At 67.2% G+C, this 17,581-nt stretch carries 16 protein-coding genes and 1 pseudogene; 3 read left to right on the top strand and 14 right to left on the bottom strand.

Annotation, left to right across the window (positions count from 1 at the left end):
* Positions 1-252 precede the first annotated feature (252 nt).
* From AB0D46_RS02545 to AB0D46_RS02530, 4 genes are all read right to left on the bottom strand, one after another.
* Positions 253-1,455, bottom strand: coding sequence for a MarP family serine protease (locus tag AB0D46_RS02545; protein WP_362875388.1), 1,203 nt, complete (start codon positions 1,453-1,455; stop codon positions 253-255).
* Between the two features lie 13 nt (positions 1,456-1,468).
* Positions 1,469-2,185, bottom strand: coding sequence for a CoA pyrophosphatase (locus AB0D46_RS02540; RefSeq protein ID WP_362875387.1), 717 nt, complete (start codon positions 2,183-2,185; stop codon positions 1,469-1,471).
* Between the two features lie 128 nt (positions 2,186-2,313).
* Positions 2,314-3,153: an endonuclease III gene (nth, locus tag AB0D46_RS02535; RefSeq protein WP_362875386.1), complete on the bottom strand. Its 840-nt coding sequence runs from the start codon at positions 3,151-3,153 to the stop codon at positions 2,314-2,316.
* A gap of 1,433 nt (positions 3,154-4,586) precedes the next feature.
* Entirely contained in the window at positions 4,587-4,805 is a 219-nt protein-coding gene (locus AB0D46_RS02530; RefSeq protein ID WP_362875385.1) for a hypothetical protein, read from the bottom strand.
* A 142-nt stretch (positions 4,806-4,947) separates the two neighbouring features.
* Here AB0D46_RS02530 and AB0D46_RS02525 point away from each other — a divergent pair, with 142 nt between their 5' ends.
* A complete protein-coding gene (locus AB0D46_RS02525; RefSeq protein ID WP_362875384.1) occupies positions 4,948-6,054 on the top strand; it encodes a helix-turn-helix transcriptional regulator in 1,107 nt (368 codons plus the stop codon).
* Positions 6,055-7,219: 1,165 nt separating this feature from the next.
* On the opposite strand, the gene AB0D46_RS02520 is transcribed toward AB0D46_RS02525, so the two are convergent.
* The 5 genes and pseudogenes from AB0D46_RS02520 to nth (AB0D46_RS02500) all read right to left on the bottom strand — a co-directional run.
* Complete coding sequence (locus tag AB0D46_RS02520; RefSeq protein WP_362875383.1) at positions 7,220-8,056, bottom strand: phage major capsid protein; 837 nt, start codon at positions 8,054-8,056, stop codon at positions 7,220-7,222.
* A 226-nt stretch (positions 8,057-8,282) separates the two neighbouring features.
* Positions 8,283-8,726, bottom strand: coding sequence for a hypothetical protein (locus AB0D46_RS02515; protein WP_362875382.1), 444 nt, complete (start codon positions 8,724-8,726; stop codon positions 8,283-8,285).
* Entirely contained in the window at positions 8,719-8,970 is a 252-nt protein-coding gene (locus AB0D46_RS02510; RefSeq protein WP_362875381.1) for a hypothetical protein, read from the bottom strand. Before AB0D46_RS02510 ends, AB0D46_RS02515 begins: the two co-directional genes overlap by 8 nt.
* Positions 8,971-10,376: 1,406 nt before the next feature.
* Positions 10,377-12,170, bottom strand: coding sequence for a recombinase family protein (locus AB0D46_RS02505; protein WP_362875380.1), 1,794 nt, complete (start codon positions 12,168-12,170; stop codon positions 10,377-10,379).
* Positions 12,171-12,264: 94 nt separating this feature from the next.
* Positions 12,265-12,687: pseudogene (gene nth / locus AB0D46_RS02500) on the bottom strand (endonuclease III); the annotation flags it as partial.
* Positions 12,688-13,019: 332 nt separating this feature from the next.
* Here nth (AB0D46_RS02500) and AB0D46_RS02495 point away from each other — a divergent pair.
* Positions 13,020-13,694 carry a Crp/Fnr family transcriptional regulator gene (locus tag AB0D46_RS02495; protein WP_003981529.1) on the top strand — a complete coding sequence of 225 codons (675 nt, stop codon included), beginning with the start codon at positions 13,020-13,022 and terminating at the stop codon, positions 13,692-13,694.
* Between the two features lie 145 nt (positions 13,695-13,839).
* The gene (locus tag AB0D46_RS02490) at positions 13,840-14,640 is read left to right on the top strand and encodes a nucleotidyltransferase domain-containing protein (RefSeq protein ID WP_362875379.1); all 801 of its coding nucleotides are present in this window, start codon (positions 13,840-13,842) and stop codon (positions 14,638-14,640) included.
* Between the two features lie 14 nt (positions 14,641-14,654).
* Here AB0D46_RS02490 and AB0D46_RS02485 read toward each other — a convergent pair whose 3' ends face one another.
* The 5 genes from AB0D46_RS02485 to AB0D46_RS02465 all read right to left on the bottom strand — a co-directional run bounded on the left by AB0D46_RS02485 (position 14,655) and on the right by AB0D46_RS02465 (position 17,511).
* Complete coding sequence (locus AB0D46_RS02485; RefSeq protein ID WP_362875378.1) at positions 14,655-14,954, bottom strand: hypothetical protein; 300 nt, start codon at positions 14,952-14,954, stop codon at positions 14,655-14,657.
* Positions 14,951-15,796 (bottom strand): MBL fold metallo-hydrolase, encoded by an 846-nt coding sequence (locus AB0D46_RS02480; RefSeq protein ID WP_362875377.1) that lies wholly within the window; start codon positions 15,794-15,796, stop codon positions 14,951-14,953. The genes AB0D46_RS02485 and AB0D46_RS02480 overlap by 4 nt, the downstream gene beginning before the upstream one ends.
* On the bottom strand, positions 15,793-16,704 hold the full coding sequence (locus tag AB0D46_RS02475; RefSeq protein WP_362875376.1) for an NUDIX hydrolase: 912 nt from the start codon (positions 16,702-16,704) through the stop codon (positions 15,793-15,795). The genes AB0D46_RS02480 and AB0D46_RS02475 overlap by 4 nt, the downstream gene beginning before the upstream one ends.
* Positions 16,705-16,879: 175 nt before the next feature.
* Positions 16,880-17,353, bottom strand: a complete 474-nt coding sequence (locus AB0D46_RS02470) for a RidA family protein (protein ID WP_362875375.1) — start codon at positions 17,351-17,353, stop codon at positions 16,880-16,882.
* Positions 17,350-17,511, bottom strand: a complete 162-nt coding sequence (locus AB0D46_RS02465; protein ID WP_007264966.1) for a DUF4177 domain-containing protein — start codon at positions 17,509-17,511, stop codon at positions 17,350-17,352. Before AB0D46_RS02465 ends, AB0D46_RS02470 begins: the two co-directional genes overlap by 4 nt.
* Between the last annotated feature and the right edge of the window lie 70 nt (positions 17,512-17,581).

The raw sequence follows: 17,581 nt of genomic DNA, 5'->3' as shown, positions 1-17,581 counted from the left end.
ATGGGCTGGACGCACGACTACGGTGACACCGCACGCGAACGCCGCTCGGCCACAGCGCCGGGCGATCACGACAGGACCGGCCGGGACCTTCACGACCCCCGGCTCGGTATCCCGCGCATCCTGCGCCGTCGGGCCCGCTGGGTCTCGGCCAGGTTGCGCCACCCGCGCATGTAGAGACGCGCAGGGAGACCGCGAAACCAGCAGGGGCACCGCGCGGAACGCGGTGCCCCCTCACACGTCAGTCGACGACCGTCACAGGGCGCAGCCCTGGCTGTCGGCCCGTCGGTCGGCGGTCCGGCCGATGCGGATGTCGTCGCGGATCTCGTCCGCCGTCAGGGCGTACCCGGTGTTCGGGTCGTCGAGCGACTTCGCGAAGACGACCCCGTAGACCTTGCCGTCGGGTGTGAGCAGCGGGCCGCCGGAGTTGCCCTGGCGCACGGTCGCGTAGAGCGAGTAGACGTCGCGCTGGACGGTGCCCCGGTGGTAGATGTCCGGCCCGTTGGCGTTGATCCGGCCTCGGACGCGGGCCGCGCGGACGTCGTAGGCGCCGTTCTCCGGGAAGCCGGCGACGATGGCGTCGCTGCCGCTCGCCGCGTCCTTCTCGGCGAACTCCAGGACCGGGGCCTTCAGCTTGGGCACGTCCAGGACGGCGATGTCACGCTCCCAGTCGTAGAGCACGACCTTGCCGTCGTAGAGCTTGCCCTCGCCGCCGACCTGGACGGTCGGCTCGCCGACGCCGCCGACGACGTGCGCGTTGGTCATGACCTTGCCGGGGGCGAAGACGAAGCCGGTGCCCTCCAGGACCTTGCTGCAACTGGGCGCGGTTCCGACGACCTTCACGATCGAGAGCTTCGCCTGTTCGGCCACGCCGCTGCTGGCCAGGTCCGGGTCGGGCGCCTTGACCTCGGTGATCGGCTCGTTGGAGAACGGGCTGAAGACCTGCGGGAAGCCGTTGCGGGCGAGGGTGGTGCTGAAGTCGGAGAACCAGGTGTTCGCCTGGGCCGGCAGCACCTCCGACACGCCGAGGAGGATCTTGGAGTTGCGGACCTCCTTGCCCAGCGTGGGCAGCGAGGTCCCCGCGAGCAGCAGCCCGATCAACCAGGCCACCAGCAGCATCGCGACGACGTTGACCAGCGCCCCGCCGGTCGCGTCGACGGCGCGCGCCGGTGACCAGGTGATGTGGCGTCTGAGCTTGTTGCCCAGATGGGTGGTCAGGGCCTGACCGATCGAGGCACAGATGATGATCACGACGACGGCGATGACGACGACGGTCGTGGTGACCTGGGTGCCGTTGTCCGTCACCCGGTCCCAGATCAGGGGCAGCAGGGACACGGCGACGAGACCACCGCCGAGGAAGCCGATCACCGACAGGATGCCGACGACGAACCCCTGGCGGTAGCCGACGATCGCGAACCACACGGCGGCGACCAGCAACAGGATGTCCAGCACGTTCACGTGGGCCACCGTCTCATGCACGCCAGTCGAGCGGGACGTGACGTGAGCGGTCCCACGGCAGCTCCCACCCCGCGAAGTGCAGGATCCGGTCGATCACCCCGGCGGTGAAGCCCCAGACCAGGGCCGATTCCACCAGGAACGCGGGGCCCTGGTACCCGCCCGGGTGGACCACCGTGACCCGGTTCTCCGGGTCCGTGAGATCCGACACGGGCACCGTGAAGACCCGGGCCGTCTCCGCCGGGTCCACCGCGCCGACCGGGGAGGGCTCGCGCCACCAGCCCAGCACCGGGCTCACCACGAACTCGCTGACCGGGATGTAGAGCCGGGGCAGCACCCCGAAGAGCTGGACCCCCGACGGATCGAGCCCCGTCTCCTCCACGGCCTCCCGCAGCGCGGCACGCAGCGGGCCGGTGGTGTGGGGGTCGCCGTCCTCCGGGTCGAGGGCGCCACCCGGGAAGGAGGGCTGGCCCGCGTGCGAGCGCAGGGTGCCGGCGCGTTCCTGGAGCAGCAGCTCCGGACCGCGCGGGCCCTCGCCGAAGAGGATCAGTACGGCGGACTGCCGGCCCCGGCCGTCTTCGGGGGGCAGGAAGCGGCTGAGCTGGTGCGGTCGCACGGTCCGGGCCGCCGCCACCACGGGGTCCAGCCAGGCGGGCAGGCCGGTGGTCGTCAGGGGCGGGACCTCGGGGGCGGCCGGGGCCACCGTGGTCTCGTCCCGTGTCCCGCGCGTCATAGGCACCCCTGTCCGTGTTCTCCCACACCGCTGAACGCGGTCCGGGTACCGATTCGTTCCGCGACGCCCCGTACGGAGGTACGAGGGGCCACCGGCTCCTCGTACCTCCGTACCCGGCGCACCGGCGCTCAGGCCTCCGTACGGGCCCCCAGCGGCGGAGCCGGCAGGCCCGGGTAGTCCGGGGGCGGGGTCAGGCGCTGGCCGGGTTGGCCGCCCTTCTCGTACTTCAGCAGCTTCTCGGCCTTCTCCGGGTCCGTTTCGCCCTCTCCGTACGACGGGCAGAGCGGGGCGATGGGGCAGGCGCCGCAGGCGGGTCTGCGGGAGTGGCAGATGCGGCGGCCGTGGAAGACGACGCGGTGCGAGAGCATCGTCCACTCGCTCTTGGGGAAGATCGCGCAGATCTCCGCCTCGACCTTCTCCGGGTCCTGCTGCTCGGTCCACTTGAAGCGGCGAACCAGCCGCCCGAAGTGGGTGTCGACGGTGATCCCGGGGACTCCGAAGGGGGTGTGCACATTAGCACCATGGTCAGGATCGCCCGCCCGGCTTGCCTCGCAGGCGCACGCGTTGCCGGTCACAACGAACGCAGTCTTCCGCCCGACGCCGGGAAGTTTCACCAGCTCAGCGAGGGTGCGCGGCACCATGCCGTCATGGTCCGCCATCACAGCAGCCGCAATCCCGGTGATGCTCCGAGTCTTGGCGCGGAAGAACCCCGTGGGCCTGATCAGCTCCTCAACGCTTGCTGGGTCGGCCCCGGCCAGATCAGCCGGACGCGGGTACTTGGCGAACAGGGCCGGGGTCACCTGGTTCACGCGTAGGTCTGTCGTCTGCGCACTGAGCACCGTTGCGACCAACAGTTGCCACGCGTTTACGTGGTCCAGCTCGCAGTGCGCGTAGGGGTACACATCGGCAAGCGCACGGTTGATCTTCCGTGCCCGCCGGACGAGTGCTAGCCGGGTCTCTTCAGCCATGCTGGCCAGCCTACGGGGACCGCAGACAGCCCCGCCGGAACTCCCCGGGGGAAGAGTCAGACGGGGCTAGGAAGGGCTCTCAGGCGCCCCTTCTCGCACCCAATCAGACCCGATCAGCGGCGAGGGGTGCGAGTAGAACAGCTTGGCAGCCGTTCACGCGGCCGTTACTGGTGTTCCAGCGGATGCCGATTTCCCCGCCCCCATCCTCAGGACGGTTCGGACGCATTCCGGCTTCATGCCATCCATCATGACCAAACTGCCGACCGCACGTTGCCGAATTGTTGACCCATCCTTCATAGCGTGGTGTTCCTGGTAATCCGCGCCGCACTGCCCACACCTGGTGGGTATACAGCTCTGCCCAAGCCTCGCACTTCGCGGGGCGTTCGGTCCTGACAGTTACAAGCCGGGTGGGCACGTGCGCTCCTTTCGGGCAAGACGATTTCCAGCATGCGGCGTAGCACGCCTTCGCTGATACCAAGCTGCGCGGAAAGCTCGACGTAGCTCTCTCCGCCGTCAAGCCTTTCCCGCAGTTTGTCTTCATGGGCGGCTATGTAGTCGCGGTTCTCTTTCATCTCCCGGGCACTTAGCCGGGTCATGTCGGAATACTCCTTGGAGGTTCGCACCCGCCCACGTGGCCCACGTGCAACAGGCAGGGCTGACAGGAGCCGCTTAGGCCGCCCCCGTCGCACCCGCCGCCGCATAAGGCGTGTCGGCACTTCAGGACCCTGCGGAGTCGGGGCAGCCTGCCGTCTTCCCACACGAGCCATAAAGAGGCCCGCTCTTCGACGTCATCAGCAGACTCACCCACGTCCGCGTAATGCGGCATGGGGTGACCCTCGTTGAGAAAGCACACTCCCGATTCTTCGACGCGTGCATTGCGTTGCATGTAGTCGGGTACATGCCCTTTTAGGTCGCACCATCTTGGGGGTGGACTGACCGGGGCAGCCGGAATGGGCGCCCCTTCCGGGTACACGTAATCGTGATCCCCCATGAGAGCGAACACGCCTTCCGCATACTCCCCGAGAAAGGGAAGTGCGGCTACGAGGTTCGGAAGGCCGACCAGAATCGAGTCTGCTGTGTGCTGCTCCGGGTCTTCGTAGTCGTCCGCCTCAAGCCTTTTCTTGGCTTGCATGACTCGCCATCCGGTGAGCACCAGGCGCCTGAATTCCGGCAACTCCTCTTCGGTGAGTTCCGGAACTTCCTCGGTCACGCTTTCCCTCTCACTTCCCATGCCGCTGTCACCTCCTCCGGCTTGGCCGGGCGCAGGGCTTCCGGCTGTGCGTACCACTTCTCACCGTGGCCAATCGGCCGAAGCCTGTAGCCCTGGCCGCTCACGTAGCCCAGGGAGCGCCCCACACGGTCCGTGGCGGTGTCCATGACCGCGTCTCCGTCTTCGGGGCCGTACGGGTGCTCACGGGCCGCCTCAGGGGCGTTCACAGCTTCCGCCTGAGTCCGGCCCGGACGGCGACCAGGAGAGCCCGGGTCGGCGCGGTGTAGCCCTTGCGCGGCACCCAGTCAGGGACGTCCGCCCACGCGGGGAAGGGGTCCCGCTCGCCGTCGGGTCGGAGTCGGTAGAACTCACCTCGCGCTATCGCGCCGTCCAGCTTCCTCGCGCTGTCGCACGCCGTGGCTCGCACAGTCCTGTCCGCCATCAGCCTCACCGTCCCTCGGGTGTCGGTCCGTGGATATTCCCGCCACAAAGCGGACCGACGTAGGGGCATTCCTAGGGGCAAGTGCCGGTCGATCAACCGTTCTTGCCCTGTCTAGTGGCAGCAGTAGGGGCAAGATGGGCCCATGGCTATCGGGGCGCTGATCAAGGATCTACGCAAGGCTCGCGGCTGGAGTCAGGGGCGGCTAGCGTCAGCGATCAATGACGCCTTCGGGACGAACCTTGACCGGGAGTACGTGAGCCGCTGGGAGCGTTCCAAGGTGACCCCGGGGACTTACTACCTCCGGTGCCTGTCGGCCGTCCTGGACGTGCCCCTAGCCGCTCTAGAGGGTGAAGTGAAGCGCCGTACGTTCCTGACCGATGCGGCCGGAGCCGCGATAGCGCCCGTGGTGGCCTCAGACCTGCTGAGTGTGGGATTCGCCGCCCGACTCCACGGGGGGCCGTCTGTGGAGTCCTGGGAAGCCAAGCTAGCCACCTACGGCACGGAGTACATGAGCCTCGGTGCTGCCGACATTCAGCGGCGCGTGTCCAGGGAACTCGTCGTCGTGCAACAGCAGTTGGACGAGCCCCGGTTGTGGTCGGTGGCCGCTCGGCTCATGACCCTCTACGCCAAAACGTTTCCCGGCTCGGACGGCTCGAAGGCTGTGCAGTGGTACCGCATGGCAGCGGAGGCAGCCGACCAGTCCGGCGATGAGGATGCGCGTGTGTGGGTCCGGGGTCGAGCGGCTATTGCCCTTGGCTACGAGGGGGCGTCACTCGGAGTCGCTGACGTGCTGGCCGACCAGGCAATGGCGATCACTGACCGGCCATCGCTGGGGCTCCTGAACGCGATCTACGGGAAAGCACACGCAGCAGCGATCCGAGGCGACGTGGCCACGGCGCGGAAGCTCATGGAAGAGGGACGGCGCGTATTCGACAAAGCCGGATCGTACGAGCAAACCAGCGATTACGCCGTGCCCTGGTGGAGGCTCAACGTCTTCATCTCGCTTCTCGCTGCCCGTCTTGGGGACGAAGCCACAGCGGTAGCCGCCCAGGACGCCGCACGGCGTGAACTGCCCGCGTCGCTACCTCGGTTCGCCACCCATCTTGATATGCACCGTGGCCTCATGCTGGCTCGCTCTGGCGACGTGTCCGGCGGGGTGGCCTATGCACGTGCTGCCCTGGATGCGCTGCCCCCGGAAAAGCACTCCCTAACCCTCCGGCTACTCATGGCCGAGGTAAAAGACTCCTGAACGCACGACAGCCCCCGCAGACAGCCCCAGCACGGGAGCGGCCACGGGGACGGTCGTTGAATCGAAGGTGGCTGGGACCCTTGGGACTGCTGGGCAAGCCGCGCCAGAGCCCCGCAGCCGGCCCAGGGCGGTGCCTGGCAATCAAAGGTGCCCCCAGCTCCAAACTGCGACGGTCCCTCAGATCGGTACCCACGGGCCCACGGCGAATCACCGGGCGAGATCGCTCCGCGCAAACGTCTCAAGTTGCGGCGCTAGGTTTTCCCCTCCCTGCCGGTCGATCTCGGGGCCGGGAGGGGGGCACCCCCCAGGGGCAGCGAGGAGAGGCAGCGGGTATCAGAACGGCGGAACGTCATTCGGCTTTGGCTTGGCCTTCTCGGCAGCCCACCCGCCCGGCTGATGCTTAGCCGTTTCCTTGTTGTGGCAAGCAGTACACAACGGCCTAAGGTGCTTTGGCGCATCAGGCATTGCCTCACCTCTTGCCAGCAATTGCTTACGGCTCAATGGCCAATGGTCCGCGACGTTCGCATGTCGACTGCACATGACACACCATGGATTCGAGTATAGATAAGCCTTTCGCTTTCGCTGCCAGCCAACGTCATACCCGCGCTTGCTTGCTGATCCTCGCTGCTGTTCTCTCTGCCTCTTGTGTTCAGCGCACGGGCCACCATCCGTGAGTTCGCTGCAACCTGGCTGAGTACATGGCTTCCTGGGCTTTCGGGGCATGGCTGCTCCAAGGGTCTGAGTGCCGACACGGGCCGGGGGCATAGCATCAGCGAAGGGGGCGGCAGGCGTAGGGCAGGGGCATCGGCGCTGGTGAGAGGGCGAGGGGCCTCACGCCGGCATTCTGGGCTGATTCTCAGAAGGGAAGGCTGTTTGCCCAGCGAGGAGAGAACCACCGGCCCACCATGCGGCCGTCACCCAATCGCTGTCTGTAGGTGGCCACGCCAGCACACGGCCCGCAGGCCAACCGCTCAAATTCCGGGGCCTTAGCGACGTAGGCCGGTGACTGCTGGCACTCGGCGCACAATGCGTCCGTCCCTTGCTCGCTGAATAGCCGCTGCGTGGCTTCCCACTGTTCCGTCACGCTGTCTTCCTTTCGGAAAAGAGAAAAGCCCCGGTCCCCGCACAGGTAGGGACCGGGGCTAGATCGGGTGCGCGTTAGCGCTTAGGAGGCAGCATTGGTGATACGCACGTGAGCCGCAGGAACCGGCATAGCGAATGCCACACGCATGGTGCCGCGAACGCCAACACGGTCAGACGAGAAGTAGGCCGAGTGGTCGACGTCAAGGCGCGTGTCCTCGCGGGTCACAACAAGGAAATCATCCTTACTGATTCCGTAGACCACATCTGCCGGAACGTACGGGGAGATGACTACCGGGCGGCCAAGAATCGTACGTCGACCCTCAACAGCTAGATCCGGGTTTAGTAGGCCACGGTTAGACCCGCTGGTGTCCTTGAGCTTCGCGATTTCAAGGGCAGTAGCGGCGCCGGTAACCCAGTGAGTAATCCGACCCCCGGCAGCCTCGGACTTGGAAACGGCCTCTTCGAAGGGGTCAAGGTTGACGTAAGCCGCCGGAGCGGAAACGGTGGAAATTCCGGTCAGATCAGCGAAGCCATCTGGGTTCACGCCACCCAGGGAGTTGAAGAGCGCGTTATCTACCCGGTTAGCAATCTGCCGAGCAATGCTCTTGCCGATCTGATCAGCCGCAGACGGATTGGAGTCATCGGCCAGCTCACGAGAAACGATAGTGAGGGCCGCGAACTTTGCCGGAATGATTTCCAGTTCATCGAAGTCAGCGTCAGAAGGGGTGATCTCTGCACCCTCAGCAACAGCGCCAGCAGTCACGTCAGACGCGAGAATCGGAACGATGTACTTATTTGCGCTAGTCGTGACCTTATCGCCGGTCAGGTAGGCGACGGATAGTGCCTCGACTGGCTTAGTAACTAGCTCGCCGTACTCGGGCGGTAGAATCGATCGAGTACCGGCATCAGTGGTGAACATAGACATACGTAAAGGCCTTTGCGTGTGAGCGAAAGCGCGAGTGCCGCGCGATTAGTTGCCCGCTGTGCCTGACAGCGAATGGAACGGGCACCAGGCCCAAACGTGAGAAATCCGCCGCCCACCTGGGGCGTCAGCGGATTCTCAATAGGCACCTACGAAAGTCGGTAGGTGGTATGTAGTTGTAGGAAGATGAGCGCCAGCGCTGGCGCTCATCCATTCCTTGTCTCTAACGGCGCGTGAACTTGAGCGCTTCTAGCATCGTTGGCGAAGGGTCAGGCATAGAGCCCCGACGACCTCCGCCAACATCACCCCAGGGGGCGGGCCCATTTCGCAGGCCGGGGCGCTTTGCTAGTAGCGCTTTCACAGCAGCGTCTACGGCGTCCGGCATGACATTCCCTTCCGGGTCGGTCAGGTCATCAATGCTGGCTCCGCCAATGTCGAAAAGGTCCGAAGCGACACTCAGTTCCTTACCGGCCAGCGATTCAACCTGAGCACGCAGCAGGGAATGCACGCGCTTCTCAGTGGCTTCTAGCTTCGCCTCGGCCTCACGCAGCTTCGTGCGGTACTTCGCTGCTTCCCGATTTCCGCTAGTCGGCTCGGTGACTTCACCCTGCCCGTCCGAGGCCGGCTGAGGTAGCGCGGGATTCTGATCTGCCACAGGTTCAGCCACGGTCGTTACCCCCGTTCAGGATGGTTAGCAGAATGTGATTCGGGTTTGCATGGCGCACATGAGCAACAGCATCACTTGCAGTCATGGCGTCGCCGTAGAGCCGTGATAGCTCGTCAGCGCTCAGCCAAAGGGCTTCGGCGAAAATGCCGGGCGGGAACTGTGTGCGGACGTTGTCGCGGTGAAGGTGAGCGACCATCTGAGCTGACGCAAATACTTGGTCTGAAAGACCCTCAAGGAACTTCATGTCGGATGCCCTAACGTGTGATCCCCGCCGCTCAACCGGTCCGGGGCATCGGACAGCCCGGGAACGGCGGGGAAGTGTTTTGAGGAAACGGCCCCGGTCACCCTGTTGAGGAATGACCGGGGCTCCTTTTCCGAAAGGCCGGGGGCCATGCCAAGCCCCCGTTACCGCTGACGTGTAATCAGCGGAGTCAGATAACACTTACGCCACGCATCAGCGCACAGATAGCGAAGACGAGGAATGCGGCTAGGAGGAGGTCGGCGAAACTCACTCAGGCCCCCTTGCGTAGGCGCGGCATATAAGCTCATGGGTAGCGCGCACAGCACTGGCGGGCGGACGGCCCAACCGGCTTCTTCGCGGCTTCGCGGCCTGCGCGTCTAGAAAGGCGTGTGCGGCCTTTGCGCTGGCTTCCCGGCTCCCTGCCTCAACCGCACGGCGTTCGGGCCTCACAGCGGCGTATGCGGCCTTGATGAGCGGGGCAATGGCGTCCGCCAGTCCTTCCCGGCCAACCCGTCGATGCGCGTTGTCCATAAGCTTGTGACAGCTTCGGCACATCGCAACGTAATTCCGGCTGTCCTCAGACCAAACTCGGTAGGCACGTCCGGCCCCGTGGCGTTCGTTCGGGTCATTCCACAGATACGCCCACTGGTCAGCAGTCAAGAGGCACCAGGCGCACGGGTGATATTTCGCGGGCAGCCTCATTGCGTCTAGTCGACGGTGCATGGTGTGGTAATCGTTTTCGGCAGACATGGTGAAGTCCTTCACGTGGCAGAAAAGAGAAAAGGCCCCAACTCGACAGGGAGTCACACTTACCGATCTGCCACGTTCGGTAAGGGCGCTCAACCCATCAGGTTGGGGCCTGCGTACGGATTAACCCCCGCACGGGCGTTTTTGGGGCGGGCGGTTGTCAGTGGCAGACCCGCGAGAGACGCTAAAGGTGGTCTCGAATATATCTAGTGAGTCGATTGCCCTTGGTGTGCCCTCGGAGTCCCAAAATCGCCGAGAACAGCCGGCGTGTGATGCGGATCACGCGAAATGGCTTGCGCGGGGCAGCGAGAAGGGGGCGAACTCGGGGCGGGTGTAGCAATGTAGATTTGGAGTCGAGTTGGGTAATGGACTAGGGAAACCTTATCTATTGTGAGTTTGGGGTCTGTTTCTACACTTCTACATTAGAGAGCTGTTTAAGCAGGTCAGGAAGGTGTGGCTGATGGCTTGTCAGGTGGAGGGGTGTAGTTTCGCTCTGCCTGCTGACCCGATCGCACCCAAAAGCTCTATGTGCCCGCCTGAGCACCTCCGAGCGGTCCGCCGGTCCCGGGTGCCAGCGAGGATGCTGCAAGCTCTCAGAGGCCCGCTCAGGGCACGAGAAAGCCCCGCCAGACCACTAGGGCCAACGGGGCTGTCCTCAAGGGTTACGCGGGGTCCGGTTCGCTCTCGTGCTTCCGCTGGACGAATTCCAGCTCTATCCGCGTCGTCACGTCGTAGCCGCCCCGTACACGGCCACTGTGGGCATTCCTCGTGGGCCTGACCACAATCTTCCGCACGAACAGCTCAACGAACTTTCGCTTATCGGCAAGGTCCGCCGTGTCCCACCATGAGCCCTTTCCGATAGGGTCACCGTCTTCCCCTGGCATCAGCCATTCGTCAAACGGCAGTTCCACGGTTTCCGGGTCGGACAGCGTTTCTAGGCGTGTTTCCGCCGCACTGATACGGGCCTCAATGCGCTTCTTCTTCTCGATGAAGCGCTCACGCCCGATCTCCCCGGAGTAGAGACCGGCGTCAAGGTCGTCGTACAGGTCCCTGAGTGCGTTCTGAGCGTCCGCGCGTTCTGTGACTACTTCAGTCCTTTCTGCGGCTGTCTCAGGGAGTTCTAGAGAGTGGGAGAAGACCCGCGCTGCCTCAATCACGATGTCCATCGTTTCCGGGCTAGCGTCGCTGCGTGTCGCATCCTGAATTACAGCGATGATGCACCGGGCCACGTAATCATCTAGGTGGCTTTGCATGACGCTATTCTTGGCTTCGTGCTCGCCCGGCTTTGTCGGGACATTCGTTGACCGGGTGCAGAGGTAAACCGGCTTCGCTCCGCTGTTCTGCGCCTTGCCCGGGCGTCCGCACTCGCACGTGAGAACGGCCTTACGGTCTGCGTTCCGAAGGCCGCTAAGAAGCGACGTTCCACGGGCCACGCCTTCGCCTTGCCCACGGCCCGTAAGCCATGCCTGCAACTCATACCACTGAGCCGCAGGGATAATTGGGTCACAGATCACGGCCGGGCGCCCGTCATCGTCCCGGTTAATCCGGTAGCCAACGAGGGTGCTGGTCTTTGCTCCGTTCTCCTTGACCTTGTAAATCGGGTCAGCACGCATTCCCGCAATGGCGGGATTGAGAAGCATCCATTTCAGGGTCTTGACACCCCACACGGACGAAGCCCGCTCTTTCCCCTTGTTCTGCCCGCGCGTGGGAATTCGCCTCTTCGTCATGTCGTCACAGATTGCGGACAGAGTACCGGGGTTGCGCTCGCCCTTTTTCTTGCTGATCGGCTGATCCTTGTGCTTGAGGATCAGAGCCACGATGCGCCGTAGGTTTGCTGCCTCTGCCTTGTTGTGCACGAGACGCATTAGCGGCAACTTGCCGTCAATGTACTGCTCGGCGTCGAGACCATACGGGGTCTGTCCCCCGAGCCATGAGCCTTTGGCGCGCTGCGTTGCCTTTACGTCGCGGACCTTCTTTGACTTAAGGTCTGATTCCTTGTTCACGGCGTCGGCGCGCATGATCAGTTGCATTAGTTGCCATGTATCGCCGTTGGGCGGAAACACGCCGTCCTCAACGCTGACAATGGTGATTCCGTAGCCCTGGAGTTCCAGGACCAGTTGGATTGCCTCACGCACTTCGCGGCGAGAAAAGCGGCTCATGTCGTAGACGATGAGCATGTTGAAGGCGCCAGCACGGGCAGCCTTGAGCATTTCCTCAAAGCCTTCACGGTAGGCGTCCGTGTCCCAGCCGGATACGCCGATGTCCTCGTAGTGCCGGACGAACCGCGCGCTGAGCTCACCGGCTCGGGCCTCGTTGGCTGCGCGCTGAGTGATGGGGGATGCCTCGGTCTTGTTTGCCTTGGCCGAGGACTGCCGTACGTAGCTGACGGCGACAGCCTCAAGGGACCGAGCTGACAGCAGGCTGAGGGGGATCTCAGCGGGCGACGTGGTGACCACGCGTTGGCTCCTAGGGGTCGTAGTGGACCCCTACGGATCCGCCTCTAGGAGGGGGTGAGCGTGTGGATTGCCACCGTGGTACCTAAGTGGCGAACCCGAAGGCGTTGCCGAGGACCACGTTCGCCGTCTTGCGGCCGACTCCCGGGAGGGTGACGAGGTCGTCGAGGCGCCCCGGCACCTCGCCGCCGAAGGTGTCCCGCAGGGCCTGGGAGAGGCCGAGCAGGGACTTCGCCTTCGCCCGGAAGAACCCGGTCGGCCGGATGATCTCCTCCAGGTCCTCGGGAGCGGCCGCCGCCATGTCCTCGGGCGTGGGGTAGGCGGCGAAGAGGGCCGGAGTCGTCTGGTTCACCCGGAGGTCGGTGGTCTGCGCGGACAGCACGGTGGCGACCAGCAGCTCGAAGGGATTGCGGAAGTCGAGCTCCGGATGGGCGTACGGGTACACCTCGGACAGTTCCCGGTTGATCCGGCGGGCCCGGCGGACCATCGCCAGGTGCGATTCCGGCTTCGCGGAAGCCACCGACCTCGGTTTCTTGGCCGAAACTTTGCCCTGGGGGGCGGGCGGGGCCTTCCTCGGCGCCGCCACGGGGGCTTGTTCGCCCACGGCTGAATTTCGGGTCGCCGTCACTCCTGCGGACCCCTTGGCCTGTGCTCTCACCGGCTTATTGGACACCCGGCCAGCCTAAGGCCGGCCGCTGACACCCGCCCGGACCTCAGGTAACACCACTCCGATTGGTCCCGCGCCGCACAGCACGCCCCTCCGTCCGGCATCCTTGTGATTGATCGCACTGTTTGAGCCGTCCGGCAAAATGGGGAGCGGTCCCCTGGCTGGTCGACATAGGAGAGAGACTCGTGGACGACGTTCTGCGGCGCGCCCCGCTCTTCGCGGCGCTCGATGACGAGCAGGCCGCGGAGCTCCGCGCCTCCATGGGCGAGGTGACCCTCGCACGCGGTGACGCCCTGTTCCACGAGGGCGACCCCGGCGACCGGCTGTACGTGGTGACCGAGGGCAAGGTGAAGCTGCACCGCACCTCCCCCGACGGCCGCGAGAACATGCTGGCCGTCCTCGGCCCCGGCGAGCTGATCGGCGAGCTGTCGCTCTTCGACCCGGGCCCGCGCACCGCCACCGCCACCGCGCTGACCGAGGTCAAGCTCCTCGGCCTCGGCCACGGCGACCTCCAGCCCTGGCTCAACGCCCGGCCCGAGGTCGCGACCGCGCTGCTGCGCGCAGTCGCCCGGCGCCTGCGCAAGACCAACGACCAGATGTCCGACCTGGTCTTCTCCGACGTTCCCGGCCGCGTGGCCCGGGCGCTCCTGGACCTGTCGCGCCGCTTCGGCGTGCAGTCCGAGGAGGGCATCCACGTCGTCCACGACCTGACGCAGGAGGAGCTCGCGCAGCTCGTCGGCGCCTCCCGCGAGACCGTGAACAAGGCCCTGGCCGACTTCGCGGGCCGCGGCTGGCTCCGCCTGGAGGCCCGCGCCGTGATCCTGCTGGACGTGGAGCGCCTCGCGAAGCGCTCGCGCTGACGCACCGCGCCGCGCACCGCGGCAGTCGTCGTGAAGGGGTCCTGCCCGGTCGGGCGGGGCCCCTTCACGCATCCGGACGTACGAGAGCCGACGGCTCCAAAAAAACGCGTGGGACCCCGGCCGAAGGAAGGGCAGAGTGGGCGCCATGGAACACAGAGGGCTGGACGCTGACGGGTACTTCGAGCGGGAGGGCTCGCTGGGCCGGGTGCAGCCCGGGTTCGCCGCCCTAGTCGCGACCGCCAGGGCCCGGATCGCCGAGGCGTACGGGCAACGGCTGCACAGCGCCTACCTGTACGGGTCGGTGCCGCGCGGGACCGCCCGCCCGGGACGCTCCGACCTCGACCTGTTGATCGCCCTGCACCGGGAGCCGACCGACGAGGACCGGGACACGACCGAGGCGCTGGGGCGCGGGCTCGACGAGGAGTTCGCCGAGATCGACGGCGTCGGCATCCTGCTGTTCGGCAAGGACCGGCTGCTGAGCGAGCGGGAACGTCACGACCTGGGGTGGTTCCTCGCCTGCCTGTGCACGCCGCTGCTCGGGGACGACCTCGCCGAGCACCTGCCCCGGTACCGTCCGGACGCCCTGCTGGCCCGTGAGCTGAACGGCGACCTGGCCGCCCTGCTGCCCCGATGGCGCGAGCGGGCCGGGGCCGCCTCCACGCCCGCCGAGTACCGCAGGATGAACCGTTTCTTCTCGCGGCACCTGGTGCGCACCGCGTTCACCCTGGTGATGCCCCGGTGGGGCGGCTGGAGCAGCGACCTGCGCGAGTCCGCCGAGGTGTTCGGCCGCTACTACCCGGAGCGCGCCGCACAGCTGCGGGAGGCCGCCGAGGTGGCCCTGGAGCCCGTCGCGGACCCGGAGGTGACGCGCCGCTGGCTGGCGGACCTGGGCCCGTGGCTCGCGGACGAGTACACGGCCCGGCTGGGCACGAAGTCGCCCCGGTAGTGAGCGGGGGCCCGTCAGGCCCGCCGAGTGACGTCCAGGGCCTCCACGGCCCTCTTCGCCTCGACCAGGCTCGCGCCGGTGATGCCGCGGTAGGCCTTGATGGCCGAAACCGTGCGGCCCTCGCGCACCAGGGCGCGCACCTCGTCCAGCCCGGCCGGCTCCGGCTCCTCGATGCCGAGGTGGCCCAGGACCGAGCCGAGCCGGCGCTCCAGCCGGTCGACCTTGTGCTCCAGCGCCTTGGCGCGCAGCGTCGCCGACGAGGCGACCCACCCGACGCCTGCCAGTACGACGAGCAGCACGAGGAACGTGCTCATTCCGGTCCTCCCGGGATCAGTCCGTGATCTTGCAGGTACTCCAGCTGCGCCCGTACGGACCACTCCGCCGCCGGCCACAGGGACCGGTCCACGTCCGCGTAGACCCGGGCGACGACCGCTTCGGGGGTGACGAAGCCGTCCTCCACGGCCGTCTCGACCTGGGCGAGCCGGTGGGCGCGGTGGGCGAGGTAGTACTCGACGGCGCCCTGGGCGTCCTCCAGGACCGGCCCGTGGCCCGGCAGCACCGTGTGCACGCCGTCGTCGACGGTGAGGGAGCGCAGCCGGCGCAGGGAGTCCAGGTAATCGCCGAGGCGCCCGTCGGGGTGGGCGACGACGGTGGTGCCGCGGCCCAGGATGGTGTCGCCGGTCAGGACGGCCCGGTCGGCGGGCAGGTGGAAGCAGAGCGAGTCGGAGGTGTGCCCGGGGGTGGCCACGACCCGCAGCTCCAGGCCGCCGGTGCGGATCACGTTCCCCGCGGCGAGTCCCTCGTCGCCGAGCCGCAGGGCCGGGTCGAGGGCGCGGACCTTGGTCCGGGTGAGTTCGGCGAAGCGGCCCGCGCCCTCGGCGTGGTCCGGGTGGCCGTGGGTGAGCAGGGTCAGCGCGATCCGCTTGCCGGCCTGCTCGGCGGCGGCGATGACGGCCTTGAGGTGGGCCTCGTCGAGCGGGCCGGGGTCGATAACGACGGCCAGCTCGGAGTCCGGCTCGCCGACCAGCCAGGTGTTGGTGCCGTCCAGGGTCATGGCGGAGGCGTTGGGGGCCAGGACGTTGACCGCGCGGGCGGTCGCGGGCCCGGAGGAGACCACTCCGCGGGGCTGGCCCGGCAGGGCTGCGGCGTCGGTCATGAGGGGGCCCCCGGCCGGTCGGAACGGACGCGCTTGGTGAACTCGTCGTGGCCCGGCCAGCTGAGCACCAGCTCGCCGTCCACCAGGGCGGCCCGGGCCACGACGGCGGTCAGGTCCTGCGCGGCGGCGCCCGCGAGCGCCGCGGCGGCGCTCCCGTACGGCTCCAGCGAACGCAGCGTCGCGATGGTGGGCGGCATCATCAGCAGCTCGCCCTTGTCGTAACCGTCGGCCGCGACGGCGGGGCCGATCCAGACGGTGCGGTCGGCCTCGGTGGAGGCGTTGCGGGTGCGCTGCCCCTCCGGGAGGGCCGCGACGAAGAACCACGTGTCGTAGCGGCGGGGCTCGAACTCCGGGGTGATCCAGCGGGCCCACGCGCCGAGCAGGTCGGAGCGCAGCAGCAGGCCGCGCCGGTCCAGGAACTCGGCGAAGGACAGCTCGCGGCCCACGAGGGCCTGCCGGTCGGCCTCCCAGTCGTCCCCGGTGGTGTCGCCGACGACGGTGTCCGCGGTCGGCCCCGCGAGCAGCACCCCGGCCTCCTCGAAGGTCTCCCGTACGGCTCCGCACACGATGGCCTGCGCGGAGGCGGCATCGGTGCCGAGGCGTGCGGCCCAGGCGTCCTGGTCCGGGCCGGCCCAGCCGATGCGGTGGTCCTCGTCGCGGGGGTCGACCCCGCCGCCCGGGTAGGCGTAGGCGCCGCCCGCGAAGGCCATTGAGGAGCGGCGGCGCAGCATGTGCACGGCGGGGCCGGCGGCGGTGTCGCGCAGCAGCATCACCGTGGCGGCGCGTCTGGGCGCGACCGGGGTGAGCGATCCGTCCGCGAGCGCGCGGATGCGGTCGGGCCACTCCGGGGGATACCACTGACCCCCGGCGGGGCTGGACGACGACTGACCGTGCTGACCGTTCGGCATGGCCGGATGCTACGACCATCCGGCCCGATGTTCGAGGGGCACCCGCGGTGACCTGCCCCGACGGCGAACCGGGCGACGTCCCCGCGGGCGGCGTGGCGGCCCCCCGGGGAAGCGGAAGGGGCCGCTGCGCGAGCAACGGCCCCTTGCCGCAGACCCGCGCGGTGCGGGGCCCGGGTCAGGCTCCGGGGACCAGCTCGACCTGGATCTCGACCTCGACGGGGGCGTCGAGCGGCAGGACCGCCACACCGACCGCGCTGCGGGCGTGGACGCCCTTCTCGCCGAGGACGGCGCCCAGCAGCTCGCTCGCGCCGTTCAGCACGCCCGGCTGGGCGGTGAAGTCCGGGGCGGAGGCGATGAAGCCGACGACCTTGACGACGCGGGCGATCTTGTCGAGGTCACCGACCACGGACTTCACGGCCGCCAGCGCGTTCAGCGCGCAGGTCGCGGCGAGTTCCTTGGCCTGCTCGGCGGACACCTCGGCGCCGACCTTGCCGGTCATCGGGAGGGTGCCCTTGACCATGGGCAGCTGGCCCGAGGTGAACACGTAGTCACCCGAGCGCACGGCCGGCTGGTAGGTGGCCAGCGGAGGAACGACGTCCGGCAGCGTCAGGCCGAGCTCGGCCAGTTTCGCGTCGACGACGCCGCTCATGCCTTCTCCCGCTTGAGGTAGGCCACGAGCTGCTCGGGGTTGTTCGGGCCGGGCACGACCTGGACGAGCTCCCAGCCGTCCTCGCCCCAGGTGTCCAGGATCTGCTTGGTGGCGTGGACCAGCAGGGGGACCGTCGCGTATTCGAACTTCTTGGTCATGGGGGCGAGCGTAACGCCTGTCGTGCGGGCCTCATGCGCGGCCCGTGGACCGAGTCGTTAGGCTCGGACG

It is taken from the genome of Streptomyces sp. NPDC048383 (assembly GCF_040651775.1).
Taxonomy (GTDB): Bacteria; Actinomycetota; Actinomycetes; order Streptomycetales; family Streptomycetaceae; genus Streptomyces.
Note: the sequence above shows the minus strand (reverse complement) of the source record. Positions and strands in the feature narration are given on the sequence as shown.

Coding starts and splice junctions, on each gene's coding strand:
- AB0D46_RS02540 (WP_362875387.1), bottom strand. CDS start 2,185: ATGACGCGCGGGACACGGGACGAGACCACGGTGGCCCCGGCCGCCCCC.
- nth (WP_362875386.1), bottom strand. CDS start 3,153: ATGGCTGAAGAGACCCGGCTAGCACTCGTCCGGCGGGCACGGAAGATC.
- AB0D46_RS02530 (WP_362875385.1), bottom strand. CDS start 4,805: ATGGCGGACAGGACTGTGCGAGCCACGGCGTGCGACAGCGCGAGGAAG.
- AB0D46_RS02525 (WP_362875384.1), top strand. CDS start 4,948: ATGGCTATCGGGGCGCTGATCAAGGATCTACGCAAGGCTCGCGGCTGG.
- AB0D46_RS02520 (WP_362875383.1), bottom strand. CDS start 8,056: ATGTTCACCACTGATGCCGGTACTCGATCGATTCTACCGCCCGAGTAC.
- AB0D46_RS02510 (WP_362875381.1), bottom strand. CDS start 8,970: ATGAAGTTCCTTGAGGGTCTTTCAGACCAAGTATTTGCGTCAGCTCAG.
- AB0D46_RS02490 (WP_362875379.1), top strand. CDS start 13,840: ATGGAACACAGAGGGCTGGACGCTGACGGGTACTTCGAGCGGGAGGGC.
- AB0D46_RS02485 (WP_362875378.1), bottom strand. CDS start 14,954: ATGAGCACGTTCCTCGTGCTGCTCGTCGTACTGGCAGGCGTCGGGTGG.
- AB0D46_RS02480 (WP_362875377.1), bottom strand. CDS start 15,796: ATGACCGACGCCGCAGCCCTGCCGGGCCAGCCCCGCGGAGTGGTCTCC.
- AB0D46_RS02475 (WP_362875376.1), bottom strand. CDS start 16,704: ATGCCGAACGGTCAGCACGGTCAGTCGTCGTCCAGCCCCGCCGGGGGT.
- AB0D46_RS02470 (WP_362875375.1), bottom strand. CDS start 17,353: ATGAGCGGCGTCGTCGACGCGAAACTGGCCGAGCTCGGCCTGACGCTG.
- AB0D46_RS02465 (WP_007264966.1), bottom strand. CDS start 17,511: ATGACCAAGAAGTTCGAATACGCGACGGTCCCCCTGCTGGTCCACGCC.